Source organism: Pseudomonas asplenii, assembly GCF_001293465.1.
GTDB lineage: Bacteria > Pseudomonadota > Gammaproteobacteria > Pseudomonadales > Pseudomonadaceae > Aquipseudomonas > Aquipseudomonas fuscovaginae_B.
The window spans coordinates 1-13,941 of record NZ_JSYZ01000044.1 but is presented as its reverse complement, the minus strand read 5'-3'; the positions used below and the strand labels follow the sequence as shown (position 1 = coordinate 13,941).

20 protein-coding genes are annotated in these 13,941 nt (G+C 62.5%); all 20 read left to right on the top strand.

What is annotated here, in order from left to right; translation table 11 throughout:
* A partial coding sequence (locus PF66_RS30910) for a terminase gpA endonuclease subunit (RefSeq protein WP_241494487.1) occupies positions 1-430 on the top strand: 430 nt, incomplete at its 5' end.
* Position 431: 1 nt separating this feature from the next.
* Positions 432-638: a phage head-tail joining protein gene (locus PF66_RS30905; protein ID WP_054064802.1), complete on the top strand. Its 207-nt coding sequence runs from the start codon at positions 432-434 to the stop codon at positions 636-638.
* An 11-nt stretch (positions 639-649) separates the two neighbouring features.
* Positions 650-2,116 carry a phage portal protein gene (locus PF66_RS30900; protein WP_425357928.1) on the top strand — a complete coding sequence of 489 codons (1,467 nt, stop codon included), beginning with the start codon at positions 650-652 and terminating at the stop codon, positions 2,114-2,116.
* Entirely contained in the window at positions 2,113-3,264 is a 1,152-nt protein-coding gene (locus PF66_RS30895) for a head maturation protease, ClpP-related (protein ID WP_054064800.1), read from the top strand. The genes PF66_RS30900 and PF66_RS30895 overlap by 4 nt, the downstream gene beginning before the upstream one ends.
* Entirely contained in the window at positions 3,261-3,608 is a 348-nt protein-coding gene (locus tag PF66_RS30890; protein WP_054064799.1) for a head decoration protein, read from the top strand. The genes PF66_RS30895 and PF66_RS30890 overlap by 4 nt, the downstream gene beginning before the upstream one ends.
* 61 nt (positions 3,609-3,669) lie before the next feature.
* Positions 3,670-4,665, top strand: a complete 996-nt coding sequence (locus PF66_RS30885) for a major capsid protein (RefSeq protein WP_054064798.1) — start codon at positions 3,670-3,672, stop codon at positions 4,663-4,665.
* Positions 4,666-4,667: 2 nt separating this feature from the next.
* Complete coding sequence (locus PF66_RS30880) at positions 4,668-4,982, top strand: head-tail joining protein (RefSeq protein WP_054064797.1); 315 nt, start codon at positions 4,668-4,670, stop codon at positions 4,980-4,982.
* Positions 4,979-5,644, top strand: coding sequence for a hypothetical protein (locus PF66_RS30875; protein WP_054064796.1), 666 nt, complete (start codon positions 4,979-4,981; stop codon positions 5,642-5,644). The genes PF66_RS30880 and PF66_RS30875 overlap by 4 nt, the downstream gene beginning before the upstream one ends.
* Positions 5,634-6,143: a hypothetical protein gene (locus PF66_RS30870; protein WP_054064795.1), complete on the top strand. Its 510-nt coding sequence runs from the start codon at positions 5,634-5,636 to the stop codon at positions 6,141-6,143. Before PF66_RS30875 ends, PF66_RS30870 begins: the two co-directional genes overlap by 11 nt.
* Positions 6,140-6,700 carry a phage baseplate assembly protein V gene (locus tag PF66_RS30865; RefSeq protein ID WP_054064794.1) on the top strand — a complete coding sequence of 187 codons (561 nt, stop codon included), beginning with the start codon at positions 6,140-6,142 and terminating at the stop codon, positions 6,698-6,700. Before PF66_RS30870 ends, PF66_RS30865 begins: the two co-directional genes overlap by 4 nt.
* Before the next feature lie 56 nt (positions 6,701-6,756).
* Entirely contained in the window at positions 6,757-7,005 is a 249-nt protein-coding gene (locus PF66_RS30860; RefSeq protein ID WP_081009958.1) for a hypothetical protein, read from the top strand.
* Between the two features lie 5 nt (positions 7,006-7,010).
* Positions 7,011-7,337, top strand: a complete 327-nt coding sequence (locus PF66_RS30855; RefSeq protein ID WP_054064793.1) for a GPW/gp25 family protein — start codon at positions 7,011-7,013, stop codon at positions 7,335-7,337.
* On the top strand, positions 7,334-8,218 hold the full coding sequence (locus PF66_RS30850; RefSeq protein WP_054064792.1) for a baseplate assembly protein: 885 nt from the start codon (positions 7,334-7,336) through the stop codon (positions 8,216-8,218). Before PF66_RS30855 ends, PF66_RS30850 begins: the two co-directional genes overlap by 4 nt.
* Entirely contained in the window at positions 8,218-8,829 is a 612-nt protein-coding gene (locus tag PF66_RS30845; protein ID WP_054064791.1) for a phage tail protein I, read from the top strand. Before PF66_RS30850 ends, PF66_RS30845 begins: the two co-directional genes overlap by 1 nt.
* Positions 8,822-10,240 carry a phage tail protein gene (locus tag PF66_RS30840; protein WP_054064790.1) on the top strand — a complete coding sequence of 473 codons (1,419 nt, stop codon included), beginning with the start codon at positions 8,822-8,824 and terminating at the stop codon, positions 10,238-10,240. Before PF66_RS30845 ends, PF66_RS30840 begins: the two co-directional genes overlap by 8 nt.
* Positions 10,241-10,253: 13 nt before the next feature.
* Positions 10,254-10,685, top strand: coding sequence for a phage tail assembly chaperone (locus tag PF66_RS30835; protein ID WP_054064789.1), 432 nt, complete (start codon positions 10,254-10,256; stop codon positions 10,683-10,685).
* 90 nt (positions 10,686-10,775) lie between these two features.
* Positions 10,776-11,939 carry a phage tail sheath subtilisin-like domain-containing protein gene (locus PF66_RS30830; protein WP_054064788.1) on the top strand — a complete coding sequence of 388 codons (1,164 nt, stop codon included), beginning with the start codon at positions 10,776-10,778 and terminating at the stop codon, positions 11,937-11,939.
* A 15-nt stretch (positions 11,940-11,954) separates the two neighbouring features.
* Entirely contained in the window at positions 11,955-12,464 is a 510-nt protein-coding gene (locus PF66_RS30825) for a phage major tail tube protein (protein WP_054064787.1), read from the top strand.
* A gap of 31 nt (positions 12,465-12,495) precedes the next feature.
* The gene (locus PF66_RS30820; protein ID WP_054064786.1) at positions 12,496-12,792 is read left to right on the top strand and encodes a phage tail assembly protein; all 297 of its coding nucleotides are present in this window, start codon (positions 12,496-12,498) and stop codon (positions 12,790-12,792) included.
* 130 nt (positions 12,793-12,922) lie between these two features.
* Positions 12,923-13,941 (top strand): phage tail tape measure protein (locus PF66_RS30815; RefSeq protein ID WP_160320678.1); only part of this gene is annotated, 1,019 nt, incomplete at its 3' end.

Sequence of the window (13,941 nt, the reverse complement as noted above, 5' to 3'; positions counted from 1 at the left end):
CGACATGCCTGATGACTTCTTCGATCAGTGCGTGGCCGAGCGCAAGGTTGCCCGCTATGTGCGTGGCCACAAGCGCATCGAATGGACCAAGGGCAAGGGCGAACGCAATGAAGGGCTCGACCTGCTGGTGTACAACCTCGCGATGGCCCATTACCTGGGCATCAACCGCTATCACGAGGCCGACTGGGAGCGTGCCCGTCAGGCGCTGGCCCAGGCGGGGCTGTTCGATCCGCCACCGCCGAAAACGCTGCAGCAGGGCGACGCTGTTGCCGAGCCTGATGACGAAGCGAACTCGGACACGGAGCAGGGTTCAACGCCTGCTGCACCGCCCCCGGCACCACGACCACCGCCGCCACTTCCGGCTCCGCCGCGTAGTGCGCCACCACCGCAACGCCGCAGCTCCAGCAGCGGCTACCTGAAGAGACGCTGATATGGCATACACAAAAGCAGACCTCGCCACCGTCGAGCGTGCGATCGCGCGTGGTGAAAAGGTCGTTCGGTACTCGGACCGCACCGTCGAGTATCGAACGGTCGACGAGTTGATCAAGGCCCGCGACCTGATCCAGTCCGAGCTGGTGAAGGCCGCCGGCCCGCGCTCGCGTGTGACTCGCCTCTACCATGGGGGCAAAGGACTGTGAGCGGACGTTATATGTCCCTCGGCCGTTCGGGCATCTTGGTGCCTGAGCGGATCAAGGCCAGCTACGAAGGCGCCGCCGAGGGACGGCGCTCATCGGGGTGGGACGCGCCGGACACCGGCGTGAACAGCCTGATCATGCCGGCCTTGCGCAACCTGCGTTCTCGCTCCCGCAGCGCGGTGCGCAATGACCCGTACGCGGCCAACGTCATCGAAAAGCGGATCAGCAACCTGATCGGCACCGGCATCACGCCGCATCCCCAGCTCGCCGACAAAGAGTTACGCAAGGCCATGCAGGTGCTGTGGGAGGACTGGGTCGATGAGGCTGACGCCGATCAGCTCACCGATTTCTACGGCCTGCAGGCCCTTGTCGCTCGTACCGTGGAGCAGTCGGGCGAATGCTTCATCCGCCTGCGCCCGCGCCGCCCGGAGGATGGCTACGCGGTGCCGCTGCAACTGCAGTGCCTGGCGCCGGAGTTCGTTCCGCACGACAAGTTCGAGGTGGCCCGCTTCGGCAACATCATCCGTGCCGGGATCGAGTTCAACAGCATGGGCCGGCGGGTGGCGTACTGGTGTTACCGGGTCCACCCCAGCGACAAGTCCTCGCTGAATGTCGGCTACAACCAGTTGGTGCGTGTCCCTGCTGAGCAGATGCTGCACATCTTCGAACCGTTGGAGCCGGGTCAGCTGCGTGGTGTGCCGCGCCTGGCTCCGGTCCTCAAGCGCTTGCGCAGCCTGGACAACTTCGATGACGCAGTGCTGTTCCGGCAGGAAGTGGCCAACCTGTTCGCAGGCTTCGTTCGCAAGCCCGCGCCGGAGGGGCGGCCACAGCTCGACCCCCTCACTGGGGCGCCCCTAGGCCTCGACCGAGACGGTTTCACCCCCATGGTGGGGCTGGAGCCCGGCACGGTGCAGGAGCTGGGGGCAGGCGAGGAGATCGAGTTCTCTGACCCTCCGGACGCGGGCAACAACTACCGCGACTTCATGCGGCAGCAACTGATGGCCGCTGCAGCCGGCACCGGCTTGCCGTACGAGTTGATGACCGGCGACATGCAGGGCGTGAACGACCGCGCGATCCGTGTGGTGCTGACCGAGTTCCGGCGTCGGCTAGAGCAACTCCAGTTCCAGGTCTACGTCCACCAGTTGTGCCGTCCTGTGCGGCAAGCCTGGTTGGACATGGCTTTCCTGGCCGGGGCGCTCGACCTGCCGGACTACTCGCAGCGGCGCCGTGAATACAGGCGGACCCGCTGGGTGCCACAAGGTTGGGCCTACATCCACCCCGTGCAAGACGTCCAGTCTCGGCAGATGGAAATCGCTGCCGGCTTTACCACGCGCAGCGAGACCTGTTTGCGCAACGGTACCGATGCCGAGGTGGTGGACGAAGAGAACGCTGCCGATCTCGCCCGGGCGCAGGCTCTGGGTATCAAGTACAGCACTTTGTCGGCGGTCGAAGACGATCCCGACGAGAAGGAGAAACCATGAACCCCTTGAAACCGATCCGCATCTTCAACAAGGCGCCTGCGCCTCAGCCGGAAAACGAGCAGCACTGGTACCGTATCAGCGCCGCGACCAAGGCCGAAGGCGCCGCTGATGCCGAGCCGGCGCCGATCGAGATCTATATCTATGGTGAGATCGGTGGTTGGGGCATCACCGCCAACCAGTTCCTCCGCGATCTGAAGGCGATCGATGACGGTGTCTCGCCGGTTCACGTGGCCTTCAACACCAACGGCGGCGACCTGTTCGAGGGTGTGGCCATTCATAACGCGCTGGCCCGCCTGGGAGAGCGCTGCACCGCCCGGATCGATGCCTTGGCGGCCAGCGCAGGCAGCGTTGCGGTGTGCGGCGCTCACCGCGTGGTGATGGCGTCGAACGCGATCCTCATGATTCACAACCCCTACACCTGGATCGAGGGTGACGCCGATGAGTTGCGCCGGGTGGCCGATGTGCTCGACCAGGCGTTCGAGGTGATCATCGCGGCTTACAAGGCCAAGTCGCCCGAGATCGACGAAGCCGAGCTGCGGCGCCTGGTCAACGATGAGAGTTGGCTCACCGCCCAAGAGGCCCTCGACCTCGGTCTGGTCGATGAGATCGGCAGCGGTGTGCAGGTGCGGGCCTGCCTGGGCAATGGCGCGGCCATGGCTCGGTACCAGAAAACCCCGCAGCCGTTGCTCGATCAGTTGGCCGGTAAGCCGCCAGCAGAAAATCCGGCAAAGCCGCCTGCCACGACCAAGCCTGACGTTGCCGACTCCACGGCCCTGGCGCTGATGATCACCCAGGGCTGCGCAAAGGCCGGTATCGGCAACCTGGCTGAGACGCTGATCGCGTCGACGAAGCTGAGTGACGCAGCGACGGTACAGGCCGCGATGAAGCAGGCCAAGGGCGTACACGATCTCTGTGTCGCGGCGCGGCTGCCTGAGCTGACGAAAGAGTACGTCGCTGCCGGCCTGGACGCTGATGCGGTGCGGGCGCGGTTGTTCGAGAAGATTGTCAGCTCTGGTAAGGGCTTCGAGATCAACAACGCCTTGCCGCCTGCTGACGATGAACAACCGCCGGTCAAGGCGCAACTCCCCAACCCATCCAGTATCTGGGCTGCCCGCCGGCAGGCCACCAATAAAGGAGCACGACCATGAGCAACATCCAACAGGAACCGGTCCACGCCGGTGAGTTCCTGCTGTCCGAGGGTGCAGGGAAGATCTCCCGTGAAGCCATCAGTGTCGCCGCTGGCCCGGCTCTGGTTGCGGGCCAACTGCTGGGGCTGGTCACGGCTACCGGCGAGTTCGCCGCCTACAACCCTGCCGCCGAGGACGGTACCGAAAACGCCGCCTGCATCCTCTTTGCCCCGCTCGGTGAATCGGACACCTCACGCCGGGGGCGTGCTGTCGTACGGTTGGCTGAGGTCACCGAGGCGCTGCTGACGGGCGTCGATGTTGATGCCGAAAAAGCACTGGCCGCGCATTTCATCATCTTGCGCTGATCTGACCCTTCCTTTCTCCCAACCCCGCCTTGAGCGGGGTTCTTACTTTCTGGAGTACCCCATGGCTGAGATTGCCATTTTTCAAGACGATGCTTTCAGCGTTGCAGCCCTGACCGCCGCCATCAACGAGCAGGAGTACGTGCCGGGCCGTCTGGCCGCCCTCGGCCTGTTCCGTGAAGAGGGCGTCCCGACCCTGACTGTCCAGCTCGAAAAGGACGGCGACACCCTCGCGCTGGTGCCGGCGGGCGAGCGCGGCACCTCTGGCCTGGTGGTAAGCGGCAGCAAGCGCAAGCTGATCCCGTTCAACACCATCCACCTGCCGCAGCGCTTCTCGATCAAGGCTGACGAGATCCAGGGCATTCGTGCGTTCGGTGCCCTGACCGAGTTGCAGGCCGTTCAGGCCGTGGTGAACAAGCGCCTGAGCAAGGCTCGCAGCCAGTTGGATGCCACCCACGAATTCCATCGTATGGGCGCGCTCAACGGCAAGCTGCTCGATGCCGACGGTGAATCGGTGCTGCTGGACATCTACAAGGTGTTCGGCGTGCAGCAGCAGTCACTGCCGATGGGGCTGAACAACCAGGACACGAACATCCAGGCCCAGTGCGTGGACGCGCTGGACATGCAGGAAGATGCCCTCGGCAACGTCACCACCACCGGCGCCCGTGCGTTCTGCGGCAAGACGTTCTGGAAGAAACTGATCGCCCACAAATCTGTGGTCGAGACCTACCAGGGCAGCCAGCAGGCCGCATCGCTGCGCGGTGACGGCCGTGAGTCGTTTGACTTCGGTGGTATCAGTTGGGAGCGTTATCGCGGCAAAGTCGGCGGCAACGCCTATGTGGCCGACGATGAGGCCCGCCTGGTGCCCGAGGGCGTCTCGGATCTGTTCCTGTCGATCTACGCGCCGGCCGACTACATCGAGACCGTCAACACCGAAGGTCTGCCGTACTACAGCAAGATTGAGGAGATGCCATTCGGTAAGGGTGTCGACGGTGAGGCGCAGTCCAACCCCTTACACATCTGCACCCGTCCTCGTGCCGTTATCCGCTTGACGGTCTGATCATGGCCTTCCGGGACTTGATCGACGATGTGGACGACACGGTGTTTGATGTCCTGGGCGATCGCGCCCTGATCGAGGGCCGAAAGGTGCACGGGATGTTCTCCGCACCTTGGCTGCAGCCCAAGCTGGGCCGAATCACCACCGCGTTGCGTGAGCCTCACCTGGTGATACGGGTGGGTGACAACGCCGGGGTGGAGACCCGGCAGAAGGTTGTGATCGATCTTCCGGCAGAAGACGGCGGCGGTACCTACACAATTGCGAGCATCGAGCCCGGCGGTGATGGGCTCGTTGCCCTGGTGCTGAGGAAAACGGCATGAGCGTAGGCAGCTATCACCGGCAAACGGGCGGTGAGGGGATGATCTTCCTGCAGGCGAATCCCCAGCAGGTCGCCCAGTTCGACGAGTTCGCGGGCTTGGCACCGAAGGCGATCGCGGCAGCACAACGCCGGTCCATCAACAAAACGTTGCGCTGGCTTCGGACGCATGTCGGCCGGTCGGTGGCGGTGCAGGAGCGTATCGCGGTCGCCTCGGTGCGGCAGCGTCTGCGGGCCTATCCGGTCGGCAGCAACGGTCAAGGCCGGCTGTGGTTTGGCCTCGACCCGATTGCAGCGAGTCGCGCAGGGCGTCCACGGCAGACCCGGGCGGGTGTGTCTGTGGCCGGTCGTCGTTACGCGGGCGCCTTCTACAAGGCGGTCTACGGCAGTCAGGCCGACATCTGGATCCGCACGGCCAGCAAGCATTTCAGGGAGAGCGACTACCCGAACAGCAATGTCTCGGGTGGTGGTGGTGCCAGTTCGGGCTGGATCGCCGAGAACGGCGGTCGCTTCCCCCTGGCCAAGGCGATGATCTCGCTTGAGGACGTCCGGCGGCATTTTGAGTCCTGGACCAATCGGGCCCACCAGCGGCTGCTGGAGGTAATGAGGCAGGAACTGAACTACGAGCTGCAGAAATTCTTGGGGAGGATTGGTAATGGACGATGATCCGATACCGCTGGACCATCTGTATGCGGCCATGGAGGCGCATATCGCCGAGGCCATCCCCGCGCTGGCCTATGTGGGGACAATGCCGGACAAGCTCAATCTGGTGCCGCTGCCGGGTGTGGTCATTGAGCTGACCGAGTGGGAGCCGGGCCATGACCCCGGTACCGGCGAGGTGGGGCTGGATGTTCGCTTCGAGGCCCGGGTGATCGTCGCCGGCGAGGAGGAGAATGCGCTGCGCATGGCTGCATTCGCTGCGGCGCAGATCACGATTCTGTTGCGTATGCAGACCTGGGGTTTGGCCGTCGAGCCGGCGAAATTTGTTCGTGCTGCTCAGGACTGGTCCCGTCCGGAACTGGATGGTTACGCGGTCTGGATGGTTGAGTGGACCCAGATCGTCTACCTCGGCCAAGAGGAATGGCCCTGGCCGATCGAGCCGGGTGGCAAGCCCATGGTGCCCGGTGATGACGGTGAGCCGGTCGAGCTGGAGGATCCTGTATGAGTTACGCCTCTGCGCAGCATGACCGGATGATCGCTGACTTGGTGCTTCCCTGCTTTGTTGTCGCGGTCGATCTGGAGGCTGGCAAGGTGCGGGTTTCCGATGGCGATGGCTGGACCAGCGCCTGGGTGAAATGGCATTCGCAGGCGGCGGGTAAGGCCCGTCACTGGCGGGCGCCAAGCCTGAATGAGGAGGGCATCCTGTTCAGTCCGAGCGGGGATCCGGCTCAAGGGACCTTTGTGCCGGGCCTTTACGGCAAGGCGGGTCCGCAGGCCGACAACCGCGACCACGTCGAGGTCTGGCGATTCGACGATGGTGGCAGCCTAGTCTACGACTGGCAGGCTAACAGCTACACCATCGAGCTGCCGGCCGGCACGGTCACGGTCAAGGTCGGTGGCTCCCAGGTCGAGGTCACGCCTGCTCAGATCCGCGTGCTTTCGAGCAAGATCAGTCTGGTGGGCGCTGTCACGATCGACGGCACGCTCAACACCACCGGCAACATCACCAGCGCTGGCTCGATCATGGATACGACCGGCAACAGCCCTAACCACAAGCACTAACCTTTACCTATCAACCAGCCCGCCGCGTGCGGGCTTTTTCGTTTCTGGAGCATCCCATGAGCAAATCGAGCCCCGTTGTGCCGCCCGATTCGGCAGAGGGCCAGCCAGTGGCCCCTGCTACTGTCAGCGCGGCAAGCGCCGTCAGCCCTGCGCGTGTCTTTCGCGACAAGGTCTACACCTCGCGGACCCTCATCATGTCCGACGGCAGCACCATCCCCGTCGCCTGTGGCCGTGTCAGCGCGGCCGACGACGATCAATACGCCTTCCTGAAGGCCCACCCCGAGTTCGAGCCCCTGCAGGAGTAATCGCGATGATCGGAATGGATCGCCGTACCGGCTTGCCCCTTTCCGATCGTGAACACCTTGTCCAGTCGATCGAGGACATCGTGACGACGCCGATCGGCAGCCGGCGGCAGCGCCCGGAGTACGGCTGCGACCTTCGCCGCTTTGTCGATCTGCCGGTCAACGATGGCTGGAAAAGCGCCGTACAGGCCGAGATCGCCCGTGCGCTGGCGCGGTGGGAGCCTCGTTTCAAGCTGGAGCGGGTGAGGGTTCTTGCTGTGTTGGGTGGCCAGATCTCGCTGGAGCTGGCCGGTCAGTACCTGGGCGATAGTCTGCTTATGGAGGTGGCCGCGTGAGTATTGTTGATTTGTCGACGCTTCCTGCACCGCAGGTGCTTGAGAGCCTGGATTTCGAGGAGGTGTATCAGGCCGACCTCGCCACCTTCCGGTTGTACATGGGGGAGAACTGGACCGCGCAACTGGAGAGCGATCCGGTCCTTAAGCTGCTGGAAGTCGGTGCCTATCGTAAGGTCGGCAATCGGGCTCGGGTCAACGATGCCGCACGGTCGTTGTTGTTGGCCCATGCCAAACGTGGCGACCTCGATCAGTTGGCGGCGAATGTCCGCCTGCAGCGCCTGGTTGTCCAGGCCGAGGATCTGGCAGCGGTGCCCCCCGTGGAGCAGGTCCTGGAAGATGACGATGCACTGCGCGAACGGATCCAGCTCGTTTACGAGGGTCTGACCACGGCAGGGCCGCGTAGCAGCTACATCCTGCATGCCCGTAACGCCTCGGGCCAGGTGGCTGACGCCGAGGCGCAAAGCCCGTCGCCGGCGGTGGTGGTGGTCACGGTGTTGGCCTTGGTCGGCGAGGGGATTGCTGGCCAGGATCTGCTGGATACGGTGCACGCGGCATTGAGCGACGAGGATGTCCGGCCGCTGGGTGACAGGGTATTGGTGCAAAGCGCCGAGATCTTGCGGTACCGGATCGATGCCGTGGTGCACATGGCCGGTACCGGATCCGAAAACGAGGCGATTCTGGCCGAGTGCCAGCGGCGCCTCGCGGCGTGGATAAACCCCCGGCGGCGGCTGGGTGTCGAGGTGTCGCGCTCGGCGGTGGATGCGCAGTTGCACATCAGCGGTGTACGTAAAGTCGAGCTGGCCAACTGGGTGGATATCACGCCCAGCCGGTCGCAGGCGGCGTACTGCACGGGCTTCAACGTTGTGATGGGGGAGAACTGATGGACAGTCTTCTCCCTAACAACAGCACCCAACTGGAACGTGCTATCGAGGCCGCCGCTGACGAGATCGTCGAGGTGCCCCTGCGCACCCTTTACAACCCCGATACCTGCCCGGCGCACCTGCTGTACCAGCTCGCTTGGGCCTGGTCAGTGGATCGCTGGGATAACGCATGGCCCGAGGCGACCAAGCGGGCGGTATGCCGATCGGCGTTCTTTGTGCACTCGCGCAAGGGCACGATCGGCGCTATTCGCCGTGTTGTCGAGCCGCTGGGCTTTCTGCTCAAGGTCACCGAGTGGTGGCAGACCTCGCCAATGGGCGAACCGGCAACCTTCGCCCTGGAGGTCGGTGTACTCGACACCGGCATCACGGAAGACATGTACACCGAGCTGACAGCGTTGATCGACGACGCAAAACCAGTCAGCCGGCACATGTCCTCGCTGAACATCAGCCTGCAGAGCCCCGTCACCTGCGTAGTCGGTGTCATGACCTATGACGGCGACGAGCTGGACGTTTACCCCTGGGAAAACCCCGATATCGACGTGCAGGTGCTGGGCACCTACGGCGTCCACACAATCACGAATGACGAACAGGACGTACACCTGAATGGTTAACCAAAACTCTATTTTTGGCGGCATGCTGACGAATGCCGGTGCCGCCAAGAAAACCAACTGTGATGCCTTGGGCATCCCCTGGCAGCCGAGCCACATGCTGATCGGTGATGCCAATGGCACTGACCCGGTGCCGTCACCCACACAGACCAAGTTGATCAATCAGGTCTACCGGGCCCCACTCAATCAGCTATACGTGTCTCCAACCGATGCGAACGTGTTGGTGGCGGAGCTGGTGCTGCCTCCGGACGTGGGCGGCTGGTGGATCCGCGAGCTGGCCCTGGAGGACGTCGACGGCGTGTTCTCGGCCGTGGCGAACTGCGCGCCGAGTTACAAGCCGTTGCTGGTCCAGGGCTCGGGCCGCAATCAGGTCGTGCGGATGCACATCGTCACCAGCAATACGTCGAACATCCAGCTCAAGATCGACCCGGCGGTGGTGTTGGCAACGCGCGAGTACGTCGACACGTCGATCGTTGCGGCTCTGAACAAGCAGGACTTCAAACACTCGGTGCAGGTCGCGACCACGGCGCCGATCGTGCTGAATGGCCTGCAGACGATCGACGGTGTCGCGCTGGTAGCCGGTGCCCGGGTGCTGGTCAAGGATCAGGCCGCCGGCAAGGATAACGGAATCTACTTGGTAGCGGCGGGGGCCTGGCCCCGGGCAGCCGATGCCGATACGAGCATTGAGGTCACGCCCGGGTTGTTTGTGCATGTCGAGCAGGGTGCTGCCAACGGCGACAGTATTTGGCAGTTGATCACCGATGCGCCGATCACCCTGGGCACGACGCCGCTGGCGTTCGAGATGATCGCCGGCCGGACAGGCGTTACCGCCGGCACCTATACGAAACTGACCGTGGATAAGAGCGGACGGGTCATTGCCGGTACGAATCCGAGCACGTTGTCCGGCTATGGCATCACTGATGCTTACAGTAAATCTGAGGTGTACGGTAAATCTGAGGTCTATAGCAAGGCAGAGGTGGATGGAAAGCTCGGTCAGGCGACTGAATCTGTTCAGGGAACGCTGAGGATATCGACGGATGCAGAGGCCAATGAGGGCCTAGATAACAAAACCGTGATAACGCCTCGGAAGCTGCGGCTTGGATTCACTGCGGCTTGGGGGACGAATGGGTATGTTGTTCTTCCGAGCTGGCTCGGAAGCGTGATACTTCAGTGGGGAGCTATCGCTGAGGCTTCTCGTTACTCCGAGTTCGATTACGGGTCGATTGGTCTACCGATCGCCTTTCCAAGGGCGGCTTTTTTTGCATCTTGTCAGGTCACAGGCCAGGTGGCTGGGGCAGCAGACAGTTTTGGAGTGCTGAAGTCTATTAGCCTCAACGCAATCAGCCTGATGGCTGGCAGTAATCTGCAGGTGACTCATACACACGGCATGCGCTGGTATGCGGTCGGCTACTAATGGAGAACCATGTATGAAGCGTCTCTATAGTCAAAGCACGCAGACGACCTATATCGAGGGTTTGCACGGTCAGATACCTGGTGATGCGGTTGAGATGGCGGATGAGCTGTTTTTTGAAGTCATTGTTAATCCAGTACCGGGCAAGATTCGGGCTCATGGTCAGGATGGGTTGCCTTATCTGGTTGATGAGCCTCCACCGCCTGAGCCTGATGTATCAGTTATCGAGCGAGCGTGGCGTGATACTGAGCTGTCGAAAGTTACTTGGCTCCGTGATCGCCACCGTGACGAGCTTGAGATCGGAAGCACAGCGACGTTCACTGATGAGCAATACAAAGAACTGTTGCTCTACATGCAGGCATTGCGCGATTGGCCTCAGTCGGGTGACTTCCCCGATCCCGCTCATCGTCCGGCCGCTCCGCTCTGGATCGCAGATCAAACCGAATAAATCGCCCTGCATCGCCGGGGCATTTTTTTACCCGTCTCTAACCCCATGGCCCCGCAATGCGGGGCTTTGTCGTTTCTGGAGAGTACCTATATGAGTTTCTTCCACGGCGTTACCGTGACGAACGTCGACACCGGCAGCCGGACCATTTCCTTGCCGTCGTCGTCGATCATCGGTCTTGTCGATACCTTCACCCCGGCGCCGGCCTACAGCGCGCAGCCGAACGACTTGGTGCTGATTACCCGTGAGAGCGAGGCGATTGCGGCCTGGGGCCCCGATGCGGCGATCACGAAAGCCTGTCAGGCGATCTACCAGCGTGCGAAAGCAGTCATCGTCGCTTGCGGCGTAGCGAAGGTCGCCGATGCGGCACAGCAGACATCGGCGATCATCGGCGGCGTTCTGGCCGACGGCAAGCGAACCGGCCTGGAGGCGCTGCTCGACGGCAAAAGCCGTTTCAACGCTCAACCGCGGCTGCTGATCACCCCGAAGCACAGCTCGGCGCTGCCGGTCGGTACCGCCCTGGTTGGGCTGGCAGACAAGCTGCGTGGTCTGGCGATTCTCGACGGACCGAACACCACTGACGAGGCAGTACAGGCCTACGCCAAGAACTTCGGAGCCAAGCGTGCCTATCTGGTAGACCCCGGTGTTCAGTACTGGGACACCACCGCCAGTGCCACGGTTGATGCCCCGGCGTCGGCCTGGGTCGCTGGGCTCTTCGCCTGGACCGACAGCGAGTACGGCTTCTGGGCATCGCCATCGAACAAGGAGTTTACGGGCATCACCGGCACGACTCGCCCGATCGAGTTCCTCGACGGTGATGAAACCTGCCGAGCGAACCTGCTGAACAACGCGAACATCGCCACGATCATTCGTGATGACGGCTACCGACTGTGGAGCAACCGAACGCTGTCGAGCGATCCGAAGTGGGCATTTGTCACGCGCGTCCGGACCATGGACATCGTCATGGACGCGATCCTGTACGGGCACAAATGGGCGGTCGACCGCTCGATCACCGCCACGTATGTGAAAGACGTGACCGAGGGACTGCAGGCGTTTATGCGCGACCTGAAGAACCAGGGCGCGATCATCAATTTCGAGGTCTACGCCGACCCGGATCGCAACACGGCCTCGCAGCTCGAACAGGGCAAGGTGTACTGGGTCATTCGCTTTACCGATGTCCCGCCGGCCGAAAACCCCAACTTCCTCGTCGAAGTCACCAACCAGTGGTTGACCGAAGTCCTCGATACCGCCGCCTAAGGAGCGACCCACATCATGGCAATGATTCCCGAAACCCTGTCGAACCTGAACCTGTTTGTGGACGGTGTCAGCTTCCAGGGCGATGTACCCAGTCTGACCCTGCCGAAACTGACCCTGAAGATGGATGAACACCGGGGCGGTGGCATGGATCTTCCCGTCGAACTGGAAATGGGCATGGAAAAGCAGGAGGCCGGCTTTACCACAACCGGTGTCCGGCGTGAGTCGCTGAAGTTCTTCGGTCTGGCAGACGGTTCTGCCTTCAACGGCACGTTCCGGGGGGCCTACAAGGGGCTCAAGGGCAAGATCACCCCGGTGATTGTCACCCTTCGCGGCACCCTGAAAGAAGTCGACATGGGCGACTGGAAGCCCGGTGACAAGGCTGAGATCAAGCACTCGGTGGCGCTCATCTACTACCGGCTCGAAGTCGACGGTCGCGAGATCTACGAGATCGATGCGCTCGGCATGAAGCGCACCATCAACGGTGTCGACCAGCTCGCCGCAACCCGTCAGGCACTGGGCCTGTAACCACTCTCCCTTATTCCAAGGAAACAATTCAATGAGCAAGAAAGTTCCTGCCTACCTGGAGATCGATGCCGAGCGCGTCGTCGTGAAACTGAGCACGCCGTCCGAGGCAAATGGCATCAAGGTCGACAAACTCGTCATGCGTGCCCCGACCGTGCGTGATGTGCGTGCTGCTGCTGCCACCTCGAACGGTGACGATGAGGTGCGCGAGCTGCAGCTGTTTTCATCGCTCACCGAGGTCGGGGTGAAAGACCTTGAAGGCTTCACCATGAAGGACTACACCCGCTTACAGGCCGGCTATTTTCGTCTGGTGCAAGACGACGAACTTTGATCCTGGCACCCAGAAGCGGCTGGCCAAACGGTTAGCCGCAGAACTGGGTTTCTCGGCGGCTGAGATCTCGACGATGTCATGGGCTGACATGATTTGGTGGCTCACGGACTGAGCCTGCAGGAGGTGACGCATGGCGCGTTTGGCGATTGCGTTGGAAATTGGTGGGGCCGTGGCATCGTCGCTCGGCGCCGCCTTTGGCACTGCCAAGGGCCATATCAAGAAACTGGAAGACGCGGGCAGCAAGGCGAAGGTGTTGAAGAACACCATCGGCGAAACGATCAAGTTGCGTGACGAGTGGAAGCGTGCCCATGACACTGGGGCCGCGTCTGCGGCCGGCCTGCTGCGCAAGCTGGAGGGCAATCTGGACGCCCTGAAGCGGCAGGGCGTTGAAGTCGGGCGCCTGTCGCGGGAGTACCAGCGCCTCGGCCGGGAGGTGAAAACGGCGGAAATGCAGCAGAAGGGCCGGCAGCAGATCGATTCGGGCAGGTCCATGCTCAAGTCGACGGTCGGTGCTGCCGTCGTCGGTGTGGGTATGGCCGCGATCCCGACGAAGGTCAGCGCGGACTACCAGGCGATCATCCGCGACATCGCGATCAAAGCGGATGTTGCGAACAAGCCCGAGGAGGCGCAGCTGACCCGGACAGTCCTCGACACGTCGAAAGACACGGGCATGTCTCGCAACGATGTGGCCGACCTGGTCAACCAGCTCGTCGGCGCCGGCATGGAGCTGGACAAGGCCTTGTCCTACGCGCCGATCGCGGCGAAGTTCGCAGTCGGTCAGGGAGCTAGCGGCGTCGACACCGCGTCGATGATCATGGCGCTGCAGCAGAACGCCAAGATCAATGATCCCAAGGTGATGCAGCAGGCGCTCGAGGCGATCGCGTATCAGGGGCAGGCAGGTAGCTTTGAAGCGTCGGACATGGCCCGATGGTTCCCACAACTGCTGGCGAGCATGGAGAAGAACGGCAGCACCGGCCTGGATGCCGTGACGTCGCTTGGCTCGATGCTGCAGGTGCAGATGAAGACCGCCGGCAGCTCGGACGAGGCCGCGAACAACTTCAAAAACTGGGTCGAGAAGATCGGCGCGGGTGATGTGGTCAAGGCCTACAAGGATGCGGGCATCGACTATCAGGCCTCCCTGAACACGGG

Coding starts and splice junctions, on each gene's coding strand:
- PF66_RS30860 (WP_081009958.1), top strand. CDS start 6,757: ATGAGCAAATCGAGCCCCGTTGTGCCGCCCGATTCGGCAGAGGGCCAG.
- PF66_RS30890 (WP_054064799.1), top strand. CDS start 3,261: ATGAGCAACATCCAACAGGAACCGGTCCACGCCGGTGAGTTCCTGCTG.
- PF66_RS30885 (WP_054064798.1), top strand. CDS start 3,670: ATGGCTGAGATTGCCATTTTTCAAGACGATGCTTTCAGCGTTGCAGCC.
- PF66_RS30855 (WP_054064793.1), top strand. CDS start 7,011: ATGATCGGAATGGATCGCCGTACCGGCTTGCCCCTTTCCGATCGTGAA.
- PF66_RS30875 (WP_054064796.1), top strand. CDS start 4,979: ATGAGCGTAGGCAGCTATCACCGGCAAACGGGCGGTGAGGGGATGATC.
- PF66_RS30825 (WP_054064787.1), top strand. CDS start 11,955: ATGGCAATGATTCCCGAAACCCTGTCGAACCTGAACCTGTTTGTGGAC.
- PF66_RS30905 (WP_054064802.1), top strand. CDS start 432: ATGGCATACACAAAAGCAGACCTCGCCACCGTCGAGCGTGCGATCGCG.
- PF66_RS30870 (WP_054064795.1), top strand. CDS start 5,634: ATGGACGATGATCCGATACCGCTGGACCATCTGTATGCGGCCATGGAG.
- PF66_RS30895 (WP_054064800.1), top strand. CDS start 2,113: ATGAACCCCTTGAAACCGATCCGCATCTTCAACAAGGCGCCTGCGCCT.
- PF66_RS30835 (WP_054064789.1), top strand. CDS start 10,254: ATGAAGCGTCTCTATAGTCAAAGCACGCAGACGACCTATATCGAGGGT.
- PF66_RS30900 (WP_425357928.1), top strand. CDS start 650: ATGTCCCTCGGCCGTTCGGGCATCTTGGTGCCTGAGCGGATCAAGGCC.
- PF66_RS30880 (WP_054064797.1), top strand. CDS start 4,668: ATGGCCTTCCGGGACTTGATCGACGATGTGGACGACACGGTGTTTGAT.
- PF66_RS30840 (WP_054064790.1), top strand. CDS start 8,822: ATGGTTAACCAAAACTCTATTTTTGGCGGCATGCTGACGAATGCCGGT.
- PF66_RS30830 (WP_054064788.1), top strand. CDS start 10,776: ATGAGTTTCTTCCACGGCGTTACCGTGACGAACGTCGACACCGGCAGC.
- PF66_RS30820 (WP_054064786.1), top strand. CDS start 12,496: ATGAGCAAGAAAGTTCCTGCCTACCTGGAGATCGATGCCGAGCGCGTC.
- PF66_RS30845 (WP_054064791.1), top strand. CDS start 8,218: ATGGACAGTCTTCTCCCTAACAACAGCACCCAACTGGAACGTGCTATC.
- PF66_RS30865 (WP_054064794.1), top strand. CDS start 6,140: ATGAGTTACGCCTCTGCGCAGCATGACCGGATGATCGCTGACTTGGTG.